The following is a 17258-nucleotide window of genomic DNA, read 5'->3' on the forward strand; positions in this document are numbered from 1 at the left end:
GCCCCGGCCACTGGGAAGATACAGATGCAAGTCTATGACGCTCCGCTGCGCGACATGCGCTTCGTCCTCAACGAACTGCACCAGGATGACGGCTTCGGCGATCTGCCGGCGCTGGCCGAATTCACGCCGGACCTGACCGATGCGGTGCTGGAGGAAGCCGCCCGCTTCGCCCGCGAGGTGCTGCTGCCGATCAACCGTTCGGGCGACGAGGAAGGCTGCCATATCGACAATGGCGTCGTCCGCACGCCGGCCGGTTTCCGCGAAGCCTATAGTGCCTTCCGCGAAGGCGGCTGGACGGCGCTGGCCGCCGACCCGGAATGGGGCGGCCAGGGCCTGCCGGAAACGGTGAACAAGCTGGTCGAGGAGATGATCTGCGGGGCCAACATCTCCTTCGGCCTCTATCCGGGCCTGACCCACGGCGCGACCACCGCGATCGAAAGCCACGCCGCCGACGAGCTGAAGCAGGCCTATCTACCGAAGATGGTGAGCGGCGAATGGACCGGCACCATGTGCCTGACGGAGGCGCATTGCGGCACCGATCTGGGCCTGCTGCGCACCAAGGCGGTGCCGCAGGCGGACGGCAGCTACAGGATAACGGGTTCCAAGATCTTCATTTCGGCGGGCGACCATGACCTGACCGAGAACATCATCCACCTCGTGCTGGCCCGCCTGCCCGATGCGCCCAGGGGCGTTAAGGGGATCAGCCTGTTCCTGGTGCCGAAATATCTGCCCAGGGCGGATGGCACGCCGGGCCAGGCCAACGGCGTTTCCTGCGCCAATATCGAGCACAAGATGGGCCTGAAGGCATCGGCGACCTGCCAGATGAACTTCGAGGATTCGACCGGCTGGCTGGTGGGCGCGCCCAACAAGGGCATGGAAGCGATGTTCACGATGATGAACACGGAGCGCGTCTCCGTGGGCGTGCAGGGCCTTGGCGTGGGCGAAGCGGCCTATCAGGCGGCGGTATGGTATGCCCGGGAGCGCATCCAGGGCCGTTCGCTTTCCGGCCCGAAGCGCCCGGACCTGGCGGCCGATCCGATCATCGTGCACCCGGACGTGCGCCGGATGCTGATGACGATGCGGGCCTATAACGAGGGCTGCCGCGCCGTGGGCAACTGGGTTTCCCGCGCGATCGATGCGGAGCGCCATTCCGAGGACGCCGAGGTGCGCCAGCATGCCGCGGACTTCGTGGCGCTGATGACCCCGGTGGTGAAGGCGCTGTTCACCGATTACGGCTTCGAAACCGCGAACCTCGCCGTGCAGACCTATGGCGGCCATGGCTACATCCGCGAGAGCGGCGTGGAGCAATATGCCCGCGATGCGCGGATCACCATGATCTACGAAGGCACCAACGGCATCCAGGCGCTGGACCTCGTCGGCCGCAAGCTGCCCGCCAATATGGGCCGGCTGCTGCGCACCTTCTTCCACCCCGTTTCGGCCTTCATCGAGGAGAATGGCGGCGAAGGCCCGCTGAAGCGGATGGTGGAAGGCCTGCAGCAGGCGTTCGGCGCGCTGCAGCTTTCGACCGCCAAGATCGCGGAAAAGGGCATGAAGGACCCGGAGGAAGCGGCCGCCGCGGCGACCGACTATCTCCGCCTGCTGGGCCTCGTGGCCATGGGCTACTGCTTCGCCAAGGCAGCCAAGATCGCCGCCGCGAAGCTTGCCGAGGGCGGTAACGACGCCGCCTTCTACCAGGCGAAGATCGCGACGGCGGCCTTCTTCTTCGATCGCATCCTGCCGCAGACCTCCGCCTGCTTCCTGGCGATCAAGGCCGGCAAGAAATCGATGATGGGGCTGGACGAAGCCGCCTTCTGATCGCGTTGCGGCGGCCGTGGCGGGCAATCCCGCTAAGGCCGCCGCAACGGCAGGGAAATGGCGGCCACCTCAATGCAGATGGCGGAGCTTGTCCGGGTTCCGCATCACATAGATGGCGACGATCTTGCCGTCCTCGATCTCCAGCGCCGTGGTCTGCAATTCGCCGTCGGCCTCGCGCGTGACGAAACCGGGAAGGCCGTTGACGAAGCAGGTGCGGATCAGTTCCGATCCATGTTTCCCGAACAGCACCGCCAGCGATTTCTGCACCTTCATCACCAGGTCGAAGCCGAAGATCGGTGCCGCCGCCGCCGGCCGCTTGCCGCCGCCATCCGCGTGGAGGCTGACGTCCGCCGCCAGCATCGCCCCCAGCCCTGCCATGTCGCCGCTGCGCGATGCCGCGAAGAAGGCGGTGGCGATCTCCAGCCCGCGCTCCTTCTCCACATGGAAGCGGGGCCGCGCTTCCCGCACATGGACGCGGGCGCGGGCGGCAAGCTGGCGGCAGGCGGCGGGATCGCGGCCGATCGTCGCCGCCACCTCATCGAAGCCCTGCCCGAACACGTCGTGGAGCAGGAAGGCCGCGCGCTCCAACGGGGAGAGCCGCTCGAGCGCCAGCATCAGCGGCAGGGTAACATCCTCCCCTTCCTCCTCCTCCACGATCGGATCGGGAAGCCAGGGGCCGACATAGGTTTCGCGGTTATGCCGCGCGGACTTGAGCTGATCGAGGCAGAGGCGCGTCACCGTGCGGCGGAGGAAGGCTTCGGGCTCGCGCACCTCGGCGCGGTCGGCCCCCATCCAGCGGATGAACGCCTCCTGCACCGCATCCTCGGCATCGGCGACCGAGCCGAGCATGCGGTAGGCAACACGCAGCAGCCGGGGGCGCAGCGGATCGAAGCTCGCCGCCGCATCCCCATATACGGCCGCATCGGCCATCAGGCGGCCGCCTTCTGCAGCGCCTTGGCGGCTTCCGGCTCGATCCACAGGCCGAAGCCCACGGCCAGGCGGTTCCAGCCGTTGATGACATTGATCATCAGGGTAAGGTTCACCTGCTCCTCCTCCGTGAACTGCGCCCGCAGCGCTTCATAGGCGCCCTCGTGCGCGTGCCCTTCGGAAAGCCGGGTCAGCGCATCCGTCCAGCCGAGCGCCGCCCGTTCCCGGTCGGTATAGCAGGGCGCCTCCCGCCAGGCCGAGAGGAGATAGATGCGCTGTTCGGTCTCGCCCTTTGCGCGCGCTTCTGCCGTGTGCATGTTGATGCAGTTGGCGCAGCCGTTGATCTGCGAGGCGCGGATCTTCACCAGCTCGATCAGGCTGGATTCGAGGCTGGCGGCCACCGCCATCGACGTGCCCATCCAGTTCTTCATCAGCTGAGGCGCCACGGCATAGGGATTGAGCTTGGCAGTCATGTTCCGGTTCCTTTCATTGGTTCCGGTGCATGACGAGCGAGCGTCGATGCGTGTGACATAGACGCGAAAAAAATCCGCTGGCGGCCCCTCGCTTTTCGAGCCGAGCCCCTTGGTCAGACGATATGCGGGGCCCGTTCATTCAGCCGGGGCGGCGTCCGGGTTCATCCATACCAGTTCGAAAACATGTCCATCCGGGTCTTCGAGCGCGCGATTATACATGAAATCCAGGTCCATCGGCTCGCGGGGATCGGCTTTGCCACCGGCGGCGACAGCGGCGGCCACCATGCCGTCGACAGCCTCGCGGCTGTCCTGGGAAATGCAGAGCAGCACCTGGCATGTGGCCTGTGCATCCGGGATTTGCTTGGAGGTGAATGTCGCGAAATAATCGCGCGTCAGCAGGTGGAAGAAAATCTGATCGGACCAGACCATCGAGGACGCCTCGTCATTGCTGAACTGCGCGTTCCTCGTGCAGCCGATCGCCTCGTAGAAGCGGGTGGACCGCGCCAGATCGCTGACCGGCAGGTTGATGAAGATCATCCTGGTCATGGCCTCTCCTTCCCAGTGACGTGGAATTTGCCTTGCGTTTATCCGTCCGCGTGCAGCCAATGTTCGAGGCGGTCGAAGCTCGTCGTCCAGCCATGGTGATGTCCGCCGACGCTGGTTTCCGATTTCAGTCCCGTCTGCAGGAAATCCATCCGCGTGCGCCCGCCGGGAAGCTCACGCAGCAGAACGGTGACGAGGGTATCCACGGGCGCGCCGTCTTCGTGATCGTCGCTTTCCCATTTGAACGTGAACACCAGTTTCTCGGGCGGAACGACCTCGCAATAGCGTCCGCCCTGCCACAGGACGCGGCCGTCGGCGGGCGACCTCAAGCAGGCCCGCCAGCGGCCGCCGGGGCTCAAATCCTGCTCGATATGAACGGCGGGCCAGTCGGGCGGCCCGTACCAGGCGATCAGCATCTCCGGGCGCGTCCATGCCCGCCACACCAGTTCGCGGGGCGCATCGAAGATCCGCGTAATGCAAAGCCGGCCCGGCGAGCCTGCACCTTCGCCCTCAGTGGCGCGGGCCATCGCCGTCGCCTGCCTGAAGCTGCTCGAGATAGCCGTCGAGCCGGTCGAAGCCTGCTTCCCAGAAAGGACGATACTGCTCGATCCAGTCGGCGATCCCCCTCAACGCATGGGGGTCCAGGCAGGCGGGACGGCGCTGCGCGGTGCGGCTGCGGCAGATGAGCCCCGCATTTTCCAGAACCTTGAGGTGGCGGGAAATCGCAGGAAGGCTCACGGCAAAGGGGGCGGCGAGATCGTTCACGGACGCCTCGCCCTGGCTGAGCCGCGCCAGGATGGCCCGGCGCGTGGGGTCCGCAAGCGCGGCGAACTGGGCGGAGAGCATGTCGTCTGTCACGGAGGCGCGGTCCTTATTTAACAAGATGATTAAATAAGGACCGCGCCTTGTCAAGGCGAGGGACCGGAATGTCCCTCCCCGCATGGGCATTCCGGCCGAAACAGCCGCCATGCCCGGCGACCTATCGAAGGGCCGCCTCCCTTCTCCCTCAGAACCGCAGGCGCACGCCGGCATTGGCCTTCAGCGTGTAGCCGTCGCCGAAATTCGCCAGCGGCGTATTGCCGGTGACCTCGCCGAAGATCGTCACGCGATCGTTCCAGCCATAGCTGCCACCCAGCCCGATCTCGCTCCACAGCCGATCGTCGCGGCGGCCGATGCGCGTGCCCGAAACGGCGACGTCCGTGCCGTCCAGCCACTCATAGGAGAGGTTGAGCAGCCCGTAGACATGGCTGCGCCGCGCGGTGCCACCGGCGTCCCGGCTTGCCTGATGGTCGATCGACAGGCCCCAGCGCGTCTTGAGGCTGGCGCCCTTGCCGTCGGCGATCTCCGCGCCCACCGGATCGGTGAAGCGATCGAAGCCGACATGGGCGTAGACCATCTGCGCCTGCGGGGTGAGAGTGAACCCGCCGCCCACGATCGAACGCTTGCCGATTTCGAGGCTGAACGCCTGGCCCCGGCCGTCATTGCCGCTGACGAGGCGGCCGAGCGTGTCCGACTTCAGGTCGCTGTCGAACCAGTTCCACTGCGCCTGGCCATCGACATAAAAGCCGCGCGGACCATACCAGCTCAACGTCGCGCCCAGGCCGCGCGCATCGGTGTCGATCGTGCCACGGCCGAAGAGGGACGCGGCATGGCCCTTCGCCTCGCCATAATGCACGGTCAGCCCGGCGACCAGCGCCGCGCCATCCGCCCGCTCGGCCAGCGTGGCGTCCACGCCCATCTGCATCTTCCAGCTATCGACATCGAGGTCGGTGGCGCTGGTCGAGGAGGCCGCGTCCGGCCGGTGCCGCGCGCTTTCCATCCGGCCCCAGATGGCATGGCCCGCGATCGACGCGCCGGACCAGCTGCGATTGCCGACGCGCTGCTGCAAGGTCGGCAGGCCGTTCAGCGCCTGCAAGGTCTGGGCATAGCCTTCATAGACCGGCACGCCGGGCTGGTAGATCGGCTGGGTCGGCACGCCCGGATCGACCGGGTCCACCGGATCGACAGGGTCCACCGGATCGACGGGGTCCACCGGATCGACGGGGTCGACGGGATCGACCGGGTTGGTCAGCGCCGAGCGCAGATACCAGTCGCCATCGGCCGGATCGGTGATGCCGTTCTGGTAGAGCCGGTAGCCATAGGCCCCGATCACCACCGCCTGCTGGCCCTGGAACAGATAATCGCCCTGCAACTGGAACCGGCCGTCGGACGCGCCGCCCACCTCGACGATCTTGATGCCGTTCGCGGTCTGCGCGCCCGGCCCGCCCCGGTTGGCGACGGTCACGATGGTCGTGCCGGAGGTCGCCCCCGTCACCACCAGCCGGTCGGCGGCCGATCCGTCGTCGCCCAGCACGGCGTCGATCTCCAGCCGGCCGCCGTCGCCGGCATAGTCGCCCGCGATCGTCAGCCGGCCGATGCCGTCTCCGCCGGGGGCGATCACGCCGCCCGCCCGGTTGGTGGTGGCGCCCACCGTGCCGATGCCTTCCAGCCGCGCCCCGTCCAGCACCTCCAACGCGCCGCCGATCCGGCCGTCCACCCGCAGGCTGCCGGCGGCGATGCGCATGCCGCCCGCAAAGGCCGCGCCGTCGCCGTCGAGCCGCAGCGTGCCCGTGCCCTGCTTGGTGAGCGTGCCCGCGCCGGTGATCGCCCCGTCCAGCGCCAGGGTCGTCCCGTCATCGACGATCAGCCCGCCCGTGGCCGCGATATCGAAAGCACGGCTGCTGACGATATCGGCGGTGGTGTGGAGCGTGCCGCCGTCGAGGCGAACCCCGCCCGCCGCCGCGCCGAGATTGGCGTCGGCCGCGATCCGCAGCGTGCCGCCGTTGATCGTCGTGCCGCCGGCATAGCTGTTGGCGCCGGTCAGGATCAGCGTGCCGAGGTCGCTCTTCAGCAGCCCGGCCGCGCCGGTCAGCTCGGACGCGATGGTCACGCTGATATCGGCCCCCGCCGCCGTGCCGTCGCCGACGCGGACCGCCGCCTGCGGGCCGTTCAGCGTCACCGCGTCGCCCTCGATCCGGTAGCCGTCGGTCAGGAACTGCATGCCGGTGACGCCGACCGCGCCGAGGCTGGCGTCCACCGTCACCGTGCCGGTCGCGCCGGAGAAGATGGCGAAGGCGTCGTCGGCGAAGGCCGCGTTCAGATCGCCGCCCGCCTCGGTCCAATTATGGTTGCCCCGGCCGTTCTGCCACACGCCGTCGCCGCCCTGGATCAGGCCGTCGAAGCCCGGTCCCGCGCCGCCATCCCAGAAATTGAGGGTGAGGCCGGCACTGTTGACCAGATTGACCTGCCCCGCCACCGAGGTCTGGAGGAAGCCCGCGCTGCCGCCCGGCAGGACGCCCAGCGCCAGCCCGTTGTCGGTCAGCGCGCCGCCATAGCTGATGACGCGATAGATGCCGCCGCCGAAGCTGCCGCCCGCCGGCACGGCCACGTCGAGCGTGCCGTCCAGCACCAGATCGCCGTCCACGACCAGCAGGTCGTTGAGCGATCCGCCCACCGCATTGGCCTGGCCCAGCTCGACCGAGAGGCGCGATCCGGCGCCGAGCGCCAGCCCGCCTTTGATGGTCAGCGTGCCGACGCCGTCGCCCGGCGCCAGCGTCGCGCCGTCGGCGATCGCCACGTCGCCGCCGATCACGCCCTGCCCGCCCAGCGCGGCCCCGTTCGCGACCGAGGTGAGGCCCACCGCGCCCGACTGGTCGCCATTGACCAGCAGGGTGCCGGCCGTGACATGGCTCGCCCCGCCATAAGCGTTGGCCCCGGTCAGGACGAGCGTGTCCGCCCCGGCCTGTTCCACGCTGCCCGCGCCGGTGATGGCGCCGGCAAAGACCAGCCGGTCGGCGCGGTCGAAGACGAGCGCGCCGTCATTGGCGACATCGCCGAGGATCGATCCGCTCGTCCCGCCATCGCCGATCCGCAGCGTGCCGCCTGCGATCACCGTGCCGCCGGCATGGCCCGCGTCGCTCAGCAGCAGCAACGTGCCCGCGCCATCCTTGACGAGCCCGCCCGCGCCCGCGATCGCGCCGTCCAGCGTCAGCAGCGTGCCCGCGTCCGTGCGAAAGGTGCCGCTTCCGGCCAGCGTCACGTCGCGGCTGATGGCGATATCGGCGGTGGTGTTCAGCGTGCCGCCATCGAACGACAGACCGCCCGCCGCCGCGCCGAGATTGGCGTCGGCCGCGATCCGCAGCGTGCCGCCGTTGATCGTGGTGCCGCCTGTATAGCTGTTGGCGCCGGTCAGGATCAGCGTGCCGAGGTCGCTCTTCACCAGCCCGGCCGCGCCGGTCAGTTCGGAGGCGATGGTCGCCGTCAGGTCCGCGCCGGCCGCCGTGCCGTCGCCCACCCGGATCACCGCGCCGGATGCGCCCACCAGCGTCAGCGCATCGCCCTCGATCCGGTAGCCGTCGGTCATGAACTGCATGCCCGCCGCATTCACCGGCCCCAGGCCGGCGTCCACCGTCACCGTGCCCGTGGCGCCCGCGAACACGGCGAAGGCCCCGTCGGCGAAATTGGCGTTGGGAATGCTGCCGTCGTCCACCCAATTGTCGTTGCCGGTGGAACGCTGCCACACCCCGTCGCCGCCATCGAGGATGCCGTCATTCTTGGCGCCGTTGCCGTCCCAGTAGCGGAATTGCAGGCCCGCCTTGTTGACGAGGTTCACCTGCCCCGCGATCGACGTCTGCACATAGAAATCGGGCGAGGGGATGGTGCCGATGGCCAGCCCGTTGTCGGTCAGCCCGCCGCCATAGCTGATGACGCGATAGGCGCCGGGATCGAAGCTGCCGCCCGCCGCCGTCCGCACGTTCAGCGTGCCGTCGAGGACGAGGTCGCCTTCCACCACGATCAGGTCGTTGAGCGCGCCGCCCGCCATATTGGCCTGGCCGAAGCTATATTCCAGGCCGGCGCCCGCTGCGAGATCCAGCCCGCCGGCGATGGTGAGCGTGCCCGGCGCGCCGCCGGCACCGCCGGGGCTGATCCCGCCGCCCGCCGCCACGGCGACATCGCCGCCGATCCGGCCGGTGCCGCCCAGCGTGCCGCCGGCATTCACCTGCGTCAGGCCGGTCGCGGCCGACTGGTCGCCGTTCACGAACAGGCCGCCGGCGTTGATGCTCGTCTGGCCCGAATAGCCGTTGTCCGCCGTCAGGATCGTCGTGCCCGGACCATTGTGGCTGACCGCGCCCGCCCCGCTGATCCGCGCCGCGAACAGATAATCCGCGTCGTCATGGTTGAAGGCGATCCGGCTCGCCGCCGTGGTCGTCACATCGGCCGCGTCGAGCGTGCCCGCATGGGTCGCGGGGCCGCCCTCCACGCCGCCGATGTTGAGCACGGACTGCCCCGGCCCCATCGCCAGCGTGCCGCCGCCGGCCTTCACCGTGCCGCCATCGGCGATGGTGAGGGTCGCCCGGCTGCCATTGGCGGCGGAGTTGGTGAGGGCCAGCGCGCCGATCGTCTCGAAGCGGGAGCCCGCCCCGGTGACGATCATGTCCGCCGTCGGGTTGTTGACGCCGACGCCGCCATGGAAACCGATCACGGACGATCCCGCCGTCACCACGCCGCCATCGGCAATGGTGATCGCACCCCGGCGGACGGTGAGCGTCCCCCCGACCGTCCATTCGGAGCCGGCACCGGCAACCGTCACCTCGCCCCGGCTGTTCGTGGGCAGCTGGCCGCCGACATAGACGAGGCCGGACGAGACCATGCTGCCGCCGCCAAGGATATGGACGGCGGCGGTGCCGATCCTCCCCAGGTTGACGATCCCCGACTGGGTGACTTCCGAACCCGCGCCGGTGATGGTCAGGGTGGCACTGCTGTTATTGCCGTTCGCCAGATCCAGCCCGGCAAAGGCCGCGGTCCCCCCGTTGCGCACGGTGAGCGTGCCGGTATTGGCGTTGCCGGCGGCGATGACGGAGTTGGCTGGCCCCGCCACGAGCCGCCCGCCCGCATCGACGATCATCTCGCCGCCGCCATTGACGGTCAGGCTCGCCGTGCCCTCGATCTCGCCGCCGGCCTGCGACAGGAGCGTGCCGGCATTGATGGCGGTGGCGCCGGCATAGCTGCTGGCGCCGGTCAGCGTCAGCGTGCCCGCGCCCTGTTTGGTCAGCGTCCCGCTGCCGGAGATCGCGCCCGCAAAAGCGGCGTTGTCGCTGCGGTTGAAGACCAGCGCGCCGCCGTTCGCCACATCGCCGATGATGCTGCCGCTCGTGCCGCCATTGCCGATCTGGAGCGTGCCGGCCGCGATGGTGGTTCCGCCGGCATAATCATTGGCGCCAACGAGGATCAGCGTGCCGGCGCCGGCCTTGGTCAGCCCGCCCACGCCACCGATCGCGCCGTTGACGGTGAGGCTGGTGGCCGGATCGACCAGCAGCGTGCCCGCGCCGTCCAGCGTGATCGCGCGGGCCGTGACCATGTTGGCCGTGGTCTGGAGCGCGCCGCCCGTGAAGCTGATGCCGCCCGCCGCATCGCCCAGATTGGCATCGCTCGCGATCTGGAGGATGCCGCCCTGGATGGCGGTGCCGCCCGCATAGCTGTTGGCCCCGGTCAGCACGAGCGTGCCCGCGTCGGTCTTGAGCAATTGGGCCGCACCGGTAAGCCCGGAGGCGATGGTCGCCGTCATGCCGGCGCCGGCCGACGTGCCGTCGCCCACGCGGATCACCGCCTGCGGGCCGGCCAGCGCCACGGCATCGCCCTCGATCCGATAGCCGTCGGTCAGGAACTGCATGCCAGAAGCGCGCACCGCGCCCAGGCTCGCGTCCACCGCCACCGTGCCGGCCGCGCCGCCGAACACCGCGAAGGCGCCGTCGCTATAGGCGGCATTGACCAGCCCGTTCTCCACGGTCCAGTTGTCGTTGCCGTCATTGTTCTGCCAGATGCCGCTGCCGCCGCTGACCACCTCGTCGAAGCGCCCGCCCGCGGCACCATCCCAGAAGCGCAGCTCCAGCCCGCCGGTGTTGAGGAGGTTCACCTGCCCCGCCACCGCCGTCTGGACGGTGAGGCCGCTGCCCACGTCCAGGCCGTTGTCGGTCAGCGTGCCGGAATAGTTGAACAGGCGATAGAGGCCGAGGCCGAAGCTGCCGCCCGCCGGGGCCGAGACGGTGAGCGTGCCGTCGAGGGTGAGGTTGCCCTGCACCTCGACCAGATCGTTGAGCGGCCCGCCCACGACATTGGCCTGCCCCAGCTCGAAATCGAGGAAGGCGCCGCTGTCGAGCACCAGATCGCCGGCGATGGTGAGCGTGCCGGGGCTGTTGCCGGGGGCGAGATGGCCGCCATCGGCCACGAACACATTGCCGCCGATGATGCCCGATCCGCCCAACGTGCCGCCCGAATGGACGGTGGTGAGGCCGGTGGCCGCCATCTGGTTGCCGTTGATGAGCAGCCGGCCGGCCATCACGTCGGTGGCCCCGGTATAGGCGTTCGCGCCGGACAGGGTCGTGGTGCCGCCGCCCGCCTGCACCAGCCGGCCCGTCCCCTGGATCAGGCCCGCATAGGTCAGGCTGTCGCTGCGGTTGAAGCCCAGCGTGCCGGAATTGTTGACCGTCGCGCTGGCGATCGACCCGGTGGTGCCGCCCGCGCCGATGAACAGCATGCCGGCATTGATGTTGGTAAGGCCGCTATAGCTGTTGCTGCCGGTCAGCGCCCAGGTGCCGGCATCGTTCTTGGCGAGCGTCGTCACGCCACTGCCGGCGTCGCCGATCGACCCCGCCAGGATGTTGGTGTCGGCGTTGGTGCCGCCCAGCGCGATGGTCCGCGCCTGGTTGTTGCCCGCCAGCGTCACCGGCCCGGTATCGGTGAAGACGATCGCCCCGGTGCCGGAGGATTCGAGGAAGGTGGTGCCGGCCGACAGGGTGAACAGCCGGTCGGTGGTGTCGCCCGCGCCGGTGTAGCGCAGCGTCGATCCGTTGCCGATCACCAGATTGGCGGCCGCGGCCGAGGATGCGCCAAGGCTCGACGCCAGCCCGCCATCGGCCAGCTTGTCCACGCCCAGCACGCCGCCGTCGATGCGGGTGACGCCGGTATAGCTGCTGCCGGCATGGGTGAGGATCCAGGTGCCCGCCCCCGTCTTGGTGAGCGAGGTGGCGCCCGCGCCGCTGTCGGTGATCCCGGCCGCCAGGCGGTTGTTGCCCGTATTGGTGCCGGTCAGCGTCAGCGCATGGCTGGTGCCGGATGTGAGGAAGGTGATCGGCGCGCTGCTGGTGAAAGCGATCGCGGCCGCGCCCGATGCGTCCAGCGTGCCCGTGGCCCCCAGGGTGAACTGGCGATCGGTGCTGCCGCCAGCGCCGGCATAGCGCAGCGTGCCGCCGTCCAGCACCAGATTGCCCGCCCCCGCCCCGGATGCGCCGATCGAGCTGGCGACCCCGCCATCGGTGAGGCAGGAAACCTGAAGCACGCCGCTCCGGATCGTCGTGGCGCCGCCATAGCTGCTGCCGCAACCGCTCAGCGTCTGGACATAGGTGCCGCCCTTGACGACGCCGCCACTGCCGGTGATCGCGCCGGCGAAATCGACGGTGCCGGTGCCGGGGGCCGTCAAGGTCATGGTGCCGCTGCCGAGCAGCACGTCGCCGCCGGCCGCCCCGCCGCCTTCCAGCGCGCGGACGTTGACGGCAAGGCCGTTCAGGTCCAGCGCCGCGCCGGCCGCATTGCCCAGCCGGACATTGCCCGCGCCCAGCGAAGCCGCCGATCCCAGCCGCAGGACGCCCGCGTCGATCTGGGTGATGCCGTTATAAGTGTTGACGCCGGACAGCAGCAGCGTGCCCGCGCCGGACTTGACGAGCGCGCCCGCGCCCGTTGCCACGCCCCGGAACTCCAGCGTCGTGCCGGCATTCACCACGTTGAACGTGCCGTTGCCGGTCAAGGTGAAGCCGCGATCGATCGAGACGGATGCGCCTGTATAGGCCAGCGTGCCGCCGCCGAAGACGAGGTTCGCCGAACCCGCGCCCGATGCGCCGATACCGCTCGCCTGCCCGCCATCGGCCAAGCAATCCACGCTGACCATGCCGTTCAGCCGGGTGACGCCGACATAATCGTTGGCGCAGCCGTTCATGGTCTGAGTGTAGCTGCCCGCCCCGCGCGTGAAACCGCCGGTGCCCGTTATGCGGCCTGCGAAGATGCCCGAGCCGCTGGCGGTGATGAGCGTGTTGCCGCCAAGATCGACGGTGCCCGCGCCAGTGAGGATCGAGGCGGAGAGGTCATAACCGCCAAGCTCCAGCCTGGCGCCGGTGGCGATGGCGATGGCATTGCCCGGATGGCCCAGCGCCTGCGCCGATCCCATCCGCAAGGTGCCACCATTGATGGCGATGCCGCCCGACTGGCTGTTGGCGCCGCTCAGCACCAGCGTGCCGGCGCCTTCCTTGCGGAACTGGGCCGTGCCGATCACCGCGCCGCTCATCGTTAGCGTCGCGCCGCCATCGGCGACGCCGATCCCGCCGCCGCCCGCCCCCAGGGTGAAGCCCCGATCGGTATCGGCGGTGCCGCCGATATAGTTGAGCGTGCCGCCGGCCAGAATGAGGTTGGCGGACTCCGCACCGGACGCGCCGATGCTGCTGGCGACGCCGCCATCGGCCAGCGTGGCCACCGCCAGCGTGCCGCCGTTGACGGTGGTGACGCCGACATAATTGTTCGCGGCGTGGCCAAGGGTCAGCGTGCCCGCGCCGGTCTTGGTGAAGCCGGCATCGTCACCGCTCACCACCTGCCCGTTGAAACGCAGGTCGGCAGCCGCGCCGCTCACCTCGATCCCCCGCGACGGACCGCCATTGACGAGCGTGAAGCCGCGATCGCTGGTCGCCGAGGCACCGGTATAGCGCAGCGTGCCGCTTTCGATCACCAGATTGGCCGAATCCGCGCCCGATGCGCCGATCGCGCTCGCCACGCCGCCATTGGCGATGCTGTTCACCGCCAGCGTGCCGCCGGCCAGGGTCGTCGCGCCGCTATAGCTGTTGGCCCCGGTCAGCGTCGCCAGCCCCGTGCCGGCCTTGGTGAAGCCGATCGCGCCGCCATTGTCGACGATGCTGGAGGCGATGGTGAAATTGCCGCCGCCATTCTGCTGCAACCCCAGCACGCCGCCGCCGGCGCTGCCGGTCAGCGATCCGCCGGCGATCCGCTGGTTGTTGGCGCCCACCGTGCCGGCGACGATGATCATGCCGTCCACCCCCAGCGTCCGTCCGGCGGCGATGGTGATGAGGTTGGGATTGGGCGTGGGATCGGCCACCGTATAGCGCAGGCCGCCCAGTTGCACATCGCCGCTCACCGTGCCGTAAAAGCTGTCGGCATTGCCGTTGTCGTCGGTGATGAACTCGCCGTTCAACCAGGTGCCGGCATCGTCCTTGGCGCTATAGTCCGCCGTGGTGAAGGCCGTGATCTGGCCGCCCACCACCTTGGCATAATCGGCACCGTTCACCGTCGCCCAGCCGCCGAGGCTGGTGTTGCTGGTGGTGATGATGGATCCGCCCGTCAGGGTGAAGTCCACCAGCCCGCCGCTATGGCCGATCGCGCCGAGATTGACGGTCATGCCGCCGCCCGCGCCCGCCACGGCGGCGATCCGGTTGCTGCCGGCCACCACGTTCAGGCCGCCGAAGCTCTGGCTGTTGGCCTCGCCCGCAGCACCCTGCAGATTGAGCACGCCGCCGGACAGAGTGAGCATCGATCCGCTCGCCAGAATATCGGCGGCCGGCCCGCCTGCGGGCGAGAAATCGAGCGTCAGCGCGCCGCCATTGATGGTGGTGCCGCCGGCATAGCTGTTGGCCCCGGTTAGGGTCAGCGTGCTCGTGCCGCGCTTCACCAGCCCGCCGCTGCCGCTGATCGTGCCGTCGTAACGGCTGCTCGCGGAACCCGCCACGGTCATCGTCGCGCCGCCCAGCGCAACCGTGCCGCCCGTCCCCGAAAGCGCGGTGAAGCCCGTGTCATAGCCGTTGAGGTCGAGCGTCCCGTCATTGACGATCGCCGCATTGGGCGCGCCGAAGGCCGAAGCGCTGCCCGCGATCAGCGCGCCGCCGTTCACGGTGACGGTGCCGACATAGCTGTTGGCGCCGGTCAGCAGCCAGCGGCCCGATCCTTCGGCAAGGATGCCGCCCGCGCCGGAAATGCCGCCGGAAAGCGTGTTGGTGCCGACAAAGCCGCCCCCCAGCGTCAGCACGTCCGCAGCACCGCCCGGCTGGAAGGCGAAGTCGCCGCTCAGCGCCAGCGCGCCAGTGCCGTCATTGGCGAGGATGCCGTTGCCGTCGACGGCAAAGGCGCGATTGCTGGCATCGCCCGCGCCGATATAGGACAAGCGCCCGTTGCTGAGCGTGATGCCGCCATTGGCGCCCGTTCCCAGCGCGCTGGCGGTGCCGGCATTCCTGAGCGAGCCGGCCCGCACCGTCACATTCTGGATCGTGCTGGCGCCGCCATAATCGTTGACGCCGCCCACCAGGATGGTGCGCCCCGTGCCGGTGCTGCCGTAGACGACGCCGATCTGCGCATTGTTGCTGCTGATCGTGCCCAGCAGGTCGATATCCGCGGTGTTGGCGTTGAAGAAGATGAAGCGCGGCGTGGAAGCGGCATGGCTGTTGCTGATATTGCCGGTCAGCGTCAGCTTGCCGCTGCCCTGATTGTTGATGCCGGACGTGCCGGTGCCGCCGGTGATGAGCTGCCAGTCGCGGTTGGAGCTGTCGCCGCCACCGATATAGCTGGCGTTCGCCGAATAAGTGGCGTTGCCGTTGACGACGATCGTGCCGTCCGCCGCCGTCACCGGCGCACCGAGCGCGCTTGCCAGCCCGAGATCGGCGATCGAGGTAAAATTATAGGTGCCCTGGCCGTTCAGCCGCGTCTGGCCCTGATAATCATTGGCGTCGTTGCTGAGCGTGATGCCGGCCGCGAGGGTGAGGCCGCCAGCCCCAGTATAGCGCGCGGCGCCCGTGCCCGCGCCGCGGATCGTCACCTGCCCGCCGGCCAGGGTGACGACGCGGCTGGCCGCCATCGCGGTGCCGTTGCTGGTCAGCACGGTGCCGCCCGCCAGAGTGATGCCGTTTCCGGCCGCGCCCAGCGCGGCATCGGCATTGAAGCCCGGTCCGCCGCCCAGCACGTTCACGCCGCCGCTGAACTGGTTGACGCCCTCCAGGTTGAGCGTGCCCGGCCCGTCCTTGGTCAACCCGGCGCCGCCCGCCAGAACGGAGGCGATCGTCGTCGTGACCCCATTGTCCGTCGTGATCGTCGGGGTGGCGCCGGCCAGGGTAAGCACATTGCCGGTCAGGACATAGTTGGTGGTCATGAAGCGCAGGGCATTGGCCGTGATCGGCGCGGTCAAGGTCACCGTGCCGGCGGTGCCGCCGAAGATCGCCCTGTCCAGCCCGGCATTGGTCCAGGCGCCATAAGGGCCGCTCACCCCGTCGCTGCTGGGGCTCCACAGGGATGACGAAACATTCCAGCCGCCGTTTCCACCGACACCGACGGCCGTGCCGTTGGCATCCCAATAGCGATCGGCCGCGCGCACGGCGGAGCCCGTCAACGCCAGCACCGAGAGCGAGGCGCCGCACAGCATGCGGAAGGCAGCCCTGGAAGTGCTCCGCCGCTTCGCCTCATGATTAGCCGATGTCATTGTGGAACCCCGTGTCGGTAAGGCGCGCATACCAGCGGAGGCCCGGGACGGGTGCTGACAACCGGCGGCGACAACAGCTCCACCATTTTTGCCGGCGATCTGCAAAACGGCGCCGGCACCTTGGGCATCACCAAGATCGGCAGCGGCACCATGACGCTGTCGGGCACCGCCAACAGCTATACCGGCGCCACGCTGGTATCGGGCGGCACGCTCAACGTGAACGGATCGATCGCATCGAGCAGCCTGCTGACGGTGGCCAGCGGCGCGCGGCTGCGGTAGCGACGATCATGAAAAAACGAGTGGGGGCTGCGGGCCTCGATCCCGCTGCCTTTTCCGGTCACTCGCTACGCGCCGGGCTTGCGACGAGCGCCGCCATGGCCGGGGCTTCCACTTATAAGATCAGAGCACAAACCGGCCATAAGAGCGACGCCATGCTCGCTCGGTACGTTCGGGACGGCGACATGTTCACCGACAACGCGGCGGGCGTGGTCCTCTAAAGACCCTGACGATCAGCCTTTCGGACGCAATGCGGCTTCAATCACGCCATTCAGCCAGCGTAGTTCGCTGTCGCTGAGACTTCCCAACCGGCTAACGATATCGGTCAGCGCGGCCCGCTGAAGCTGGCCCGCAGGCAAATTGGGCGTGAACAATTCGGCGGGATCAACCTCAAGCGCGTTTGCGATCTGAGAGATAACGGCGAAGCGGGCACCGCTGCTCCCGCCTTCGATCTTGGAAATCATGTCCGTACTTATGTTGGCGCGCTCAGCCAGCGCCTCCTGCGTCAGCCCGGCACGCACCCTGTGCGATTTCACCAGTCTGCCGAACCTCGTGCGCAAATCGACCATGCTGCCTCCCGGTCGAGGTCTAGGGCCGGGACTCATAACCACCATGTGATGGCGGCGGCGAGGTGGATGCTGCCGAGGAAGACATCGGCGCGGCGGTCA

At 68.9% G+C, this 17258-nt stretch carries 10 protein-coding genes; 3 read left to right on the forward strand and 7 right to left on the reverse strand.

The features are described 5' to 3' along the window. Positions 1–24 precede the first annotated feature (24 nt). On the forward strand, positions 25–1815 hold the full coding sequence (locus tag CV103_RS21825) for an acyl-CoA dehydrogenase C-terminal domain-containing protein (protein WP_107396221.1): 1791 nt from the start codon (positions 25–27) through the stop codon (positions 1813–1815). A gap of 69 nt (positions 1816–1884) precedes the next feature. On the opposite strand, the gene CV103_RS21830 is transcribed toward CV103_RS21825, so the two are convergent. From CV103_RS21830 to CV103_RS21855, 6 genes are all read right to left on the reverse strand, one after another. Further along, positions 1885–2745: a sigma-70 family RNA polymerase sigma factor gene (locus tag CV103_RS21830; protein WP_107396229.1), complete on the reverse strand. Its 861-nt coding sequence runs from the start codon at positions 2743–2745 to the stop codon at positions 1885–1887. Then, positions 2745–3215, reverse strand: a complete 471-nt coding sequence (locus tag CV103_RS21835; RefSeq protein ID WP_107396222.1) for a carboxymuconolactone decarboxylase family protein — start codon at positions 3213–3215, stop codon at positions 2745–2747. The genes CV103_RS21830 and CV103_RS21835 overlap by 1 nt, the downstream gene beginning before the upstream one ends. Positions 3216–3350: 135 nt before the next feature. After that, positions 3351–3761 carry a VOC family protein gene (locus CV103_RS21840; protein ID WP_070933931.1) on the reverse strand — a complete coding sequence of 137 codons (411 nt, stop codon included), beginning with the start codon at positions 3759–3761 and terminating at the stop codon, positions 3351–3353. A gap of 38 nt (positions 3762–3799) precedes the next feature. Then, a complete protein-coding gene (locus tag CV103_RS21845; protein WP_107396223.1) occupies positions 3800–4285 on the reverse strand; it encodes an SRPBCC family protein in 486 nt (161 codons plus the stop codon). After that, complete coding sequence (locus CV103_RS21850; RefSeq protein ID WP_245897012.1) at positions 4269–4616, reverse strand: ArsR/SmtB family transcription factor; 348 nt, start codon at positions 4614–4616, stop codon at positions 4269–4271. Before CV103_RS21850 ends, CV103_RS21845 begins: the two co-directional genes overlap by 17 nt. A 148-nt stretch (positions 4617–4764) precedes the next feature. Next, entirely contained in the window at positions 4765–16314 is an 11550-nt protein-coding gene (locus tag CV103_RS21855; protein WP_170112698.1) for an autotransporter-associated beta strand repeat-containing protein, read from the reverse strand. A gap of 51 nt (positions 16315–16365) precedes the next feature. Here CV103_RS21855 and CV103_RS21860 point away from each other — a divergent pair, with 51 nt between their 5' ends. Both CV103_RS21860 and CV103_RS21865 read left to right on the forward strand, forming a co-directional pair. Further along, positions 16366–16593, forward strand: coding sequence for an autotransporter-associated beta strand repeat-containing protein (locus CV103_RS21860; protein ID WP_107396226.1), 228 nt, complete (start codon positions 16366–16368; stop codon positions 16591–16593). An 8-nt stretch (positions 16594–16601) separates the two neighbouring features. Further along, positions 16602–16811, forward strand: coding sequence for a tyrosine-type recombinase/integrase (locus CV103_RS21865; protein WP_245897013.1), 210 nt, complete (start codon positions 16602–16604; stop codon positions 16809–16811). Between the two features lie 12 nt (positions 16812–16823). Here CV103_RS21865 and CV103_RS21870 read toward each other — a convergent pair whose 3' ends face one another. Continuing rightward, positions 16824–17159, reverse strand: a complete 336-nt coding sequence (locus CV103_RS21870) for a helix-turn-helix domain-containing protein (RefSeq protein WP_170112699.1) — start codon at positions 17157–17159, stop codon at positions 16824–16826. Between the last annotated feature and the right edge of the window lie 99 nt (positions 17160–17258).

The sequence above is a fragment of the Edaphosphingomonas fennica genome (assembly GCF_003034225.1).
GTDB classification, from domain to species: Bacteria; Pseudomonadota; Alphaproteobacteria; order Sphingomonadales; family Sphingomonadaceae; genus Sphingomonas_E; species Sphingomonas_E fennica.

Bases quoted from the DNA above. Each gene is read 5' to 3' on its own strand.
- CV103_RS21835 (WP_107396222.1), bottom strand. From the start codon at position 3,215: ATGACTGCCAAGCTCAATCCCTATGCCGTGGCGCCTCAGCTGATGAAG.
- CV103_RS21855 (WP_170112698.1), bottom strand. From the start codon at position 16,314: ATGACATCGGCTAATCATGAGGCGAAGCGGCGGAGCACTTCCAGGGCT.
- CV103_RS21840 (WP_070933931.1), bottom strand. From the start codon at position 3,761: ATGACCAGGATGATCTTCATCAACCTGCCGGTCAGCGATCTGGCGCGG.
- CV103_RS21865 (WP_245897013.1), top strand. From the start codon at position 16,602: ATGAAAAAACGAGTGGGGGCTGCGGGCCTCGATCCCGCTGCCTTTTCC.
- CV103_RS21825 (WP_107396221.1), top strand. From the start codon at position 25: ATGCAAGTCTATGACGCTCCGCTGCGCGACATGCGCTTCGTCCTCAAC.
- CV103_RS21870 (WP_170112699.1), bottom strand. From the start codon at position 17,159: ATGGTCGATTTGCGCACGAGGTTCGGCAGACTGGTGAAATCGCACAGG.
- CV103_RS21845 (WP_107396223.1), bottom strand. From the start codon at position 4,285: ATGGCCCGCGCCACTGAGGGCGAAGGTGCAGGCTCGCCGGGCCGGCTT.
- CV103_RS21830 (WP_107396229.1), bottom strand. From the start codon at position 2,745: ATGGCCGATGCGGCCGTATATGGGGATGCGGCGGCGAGCTTCGATCCG.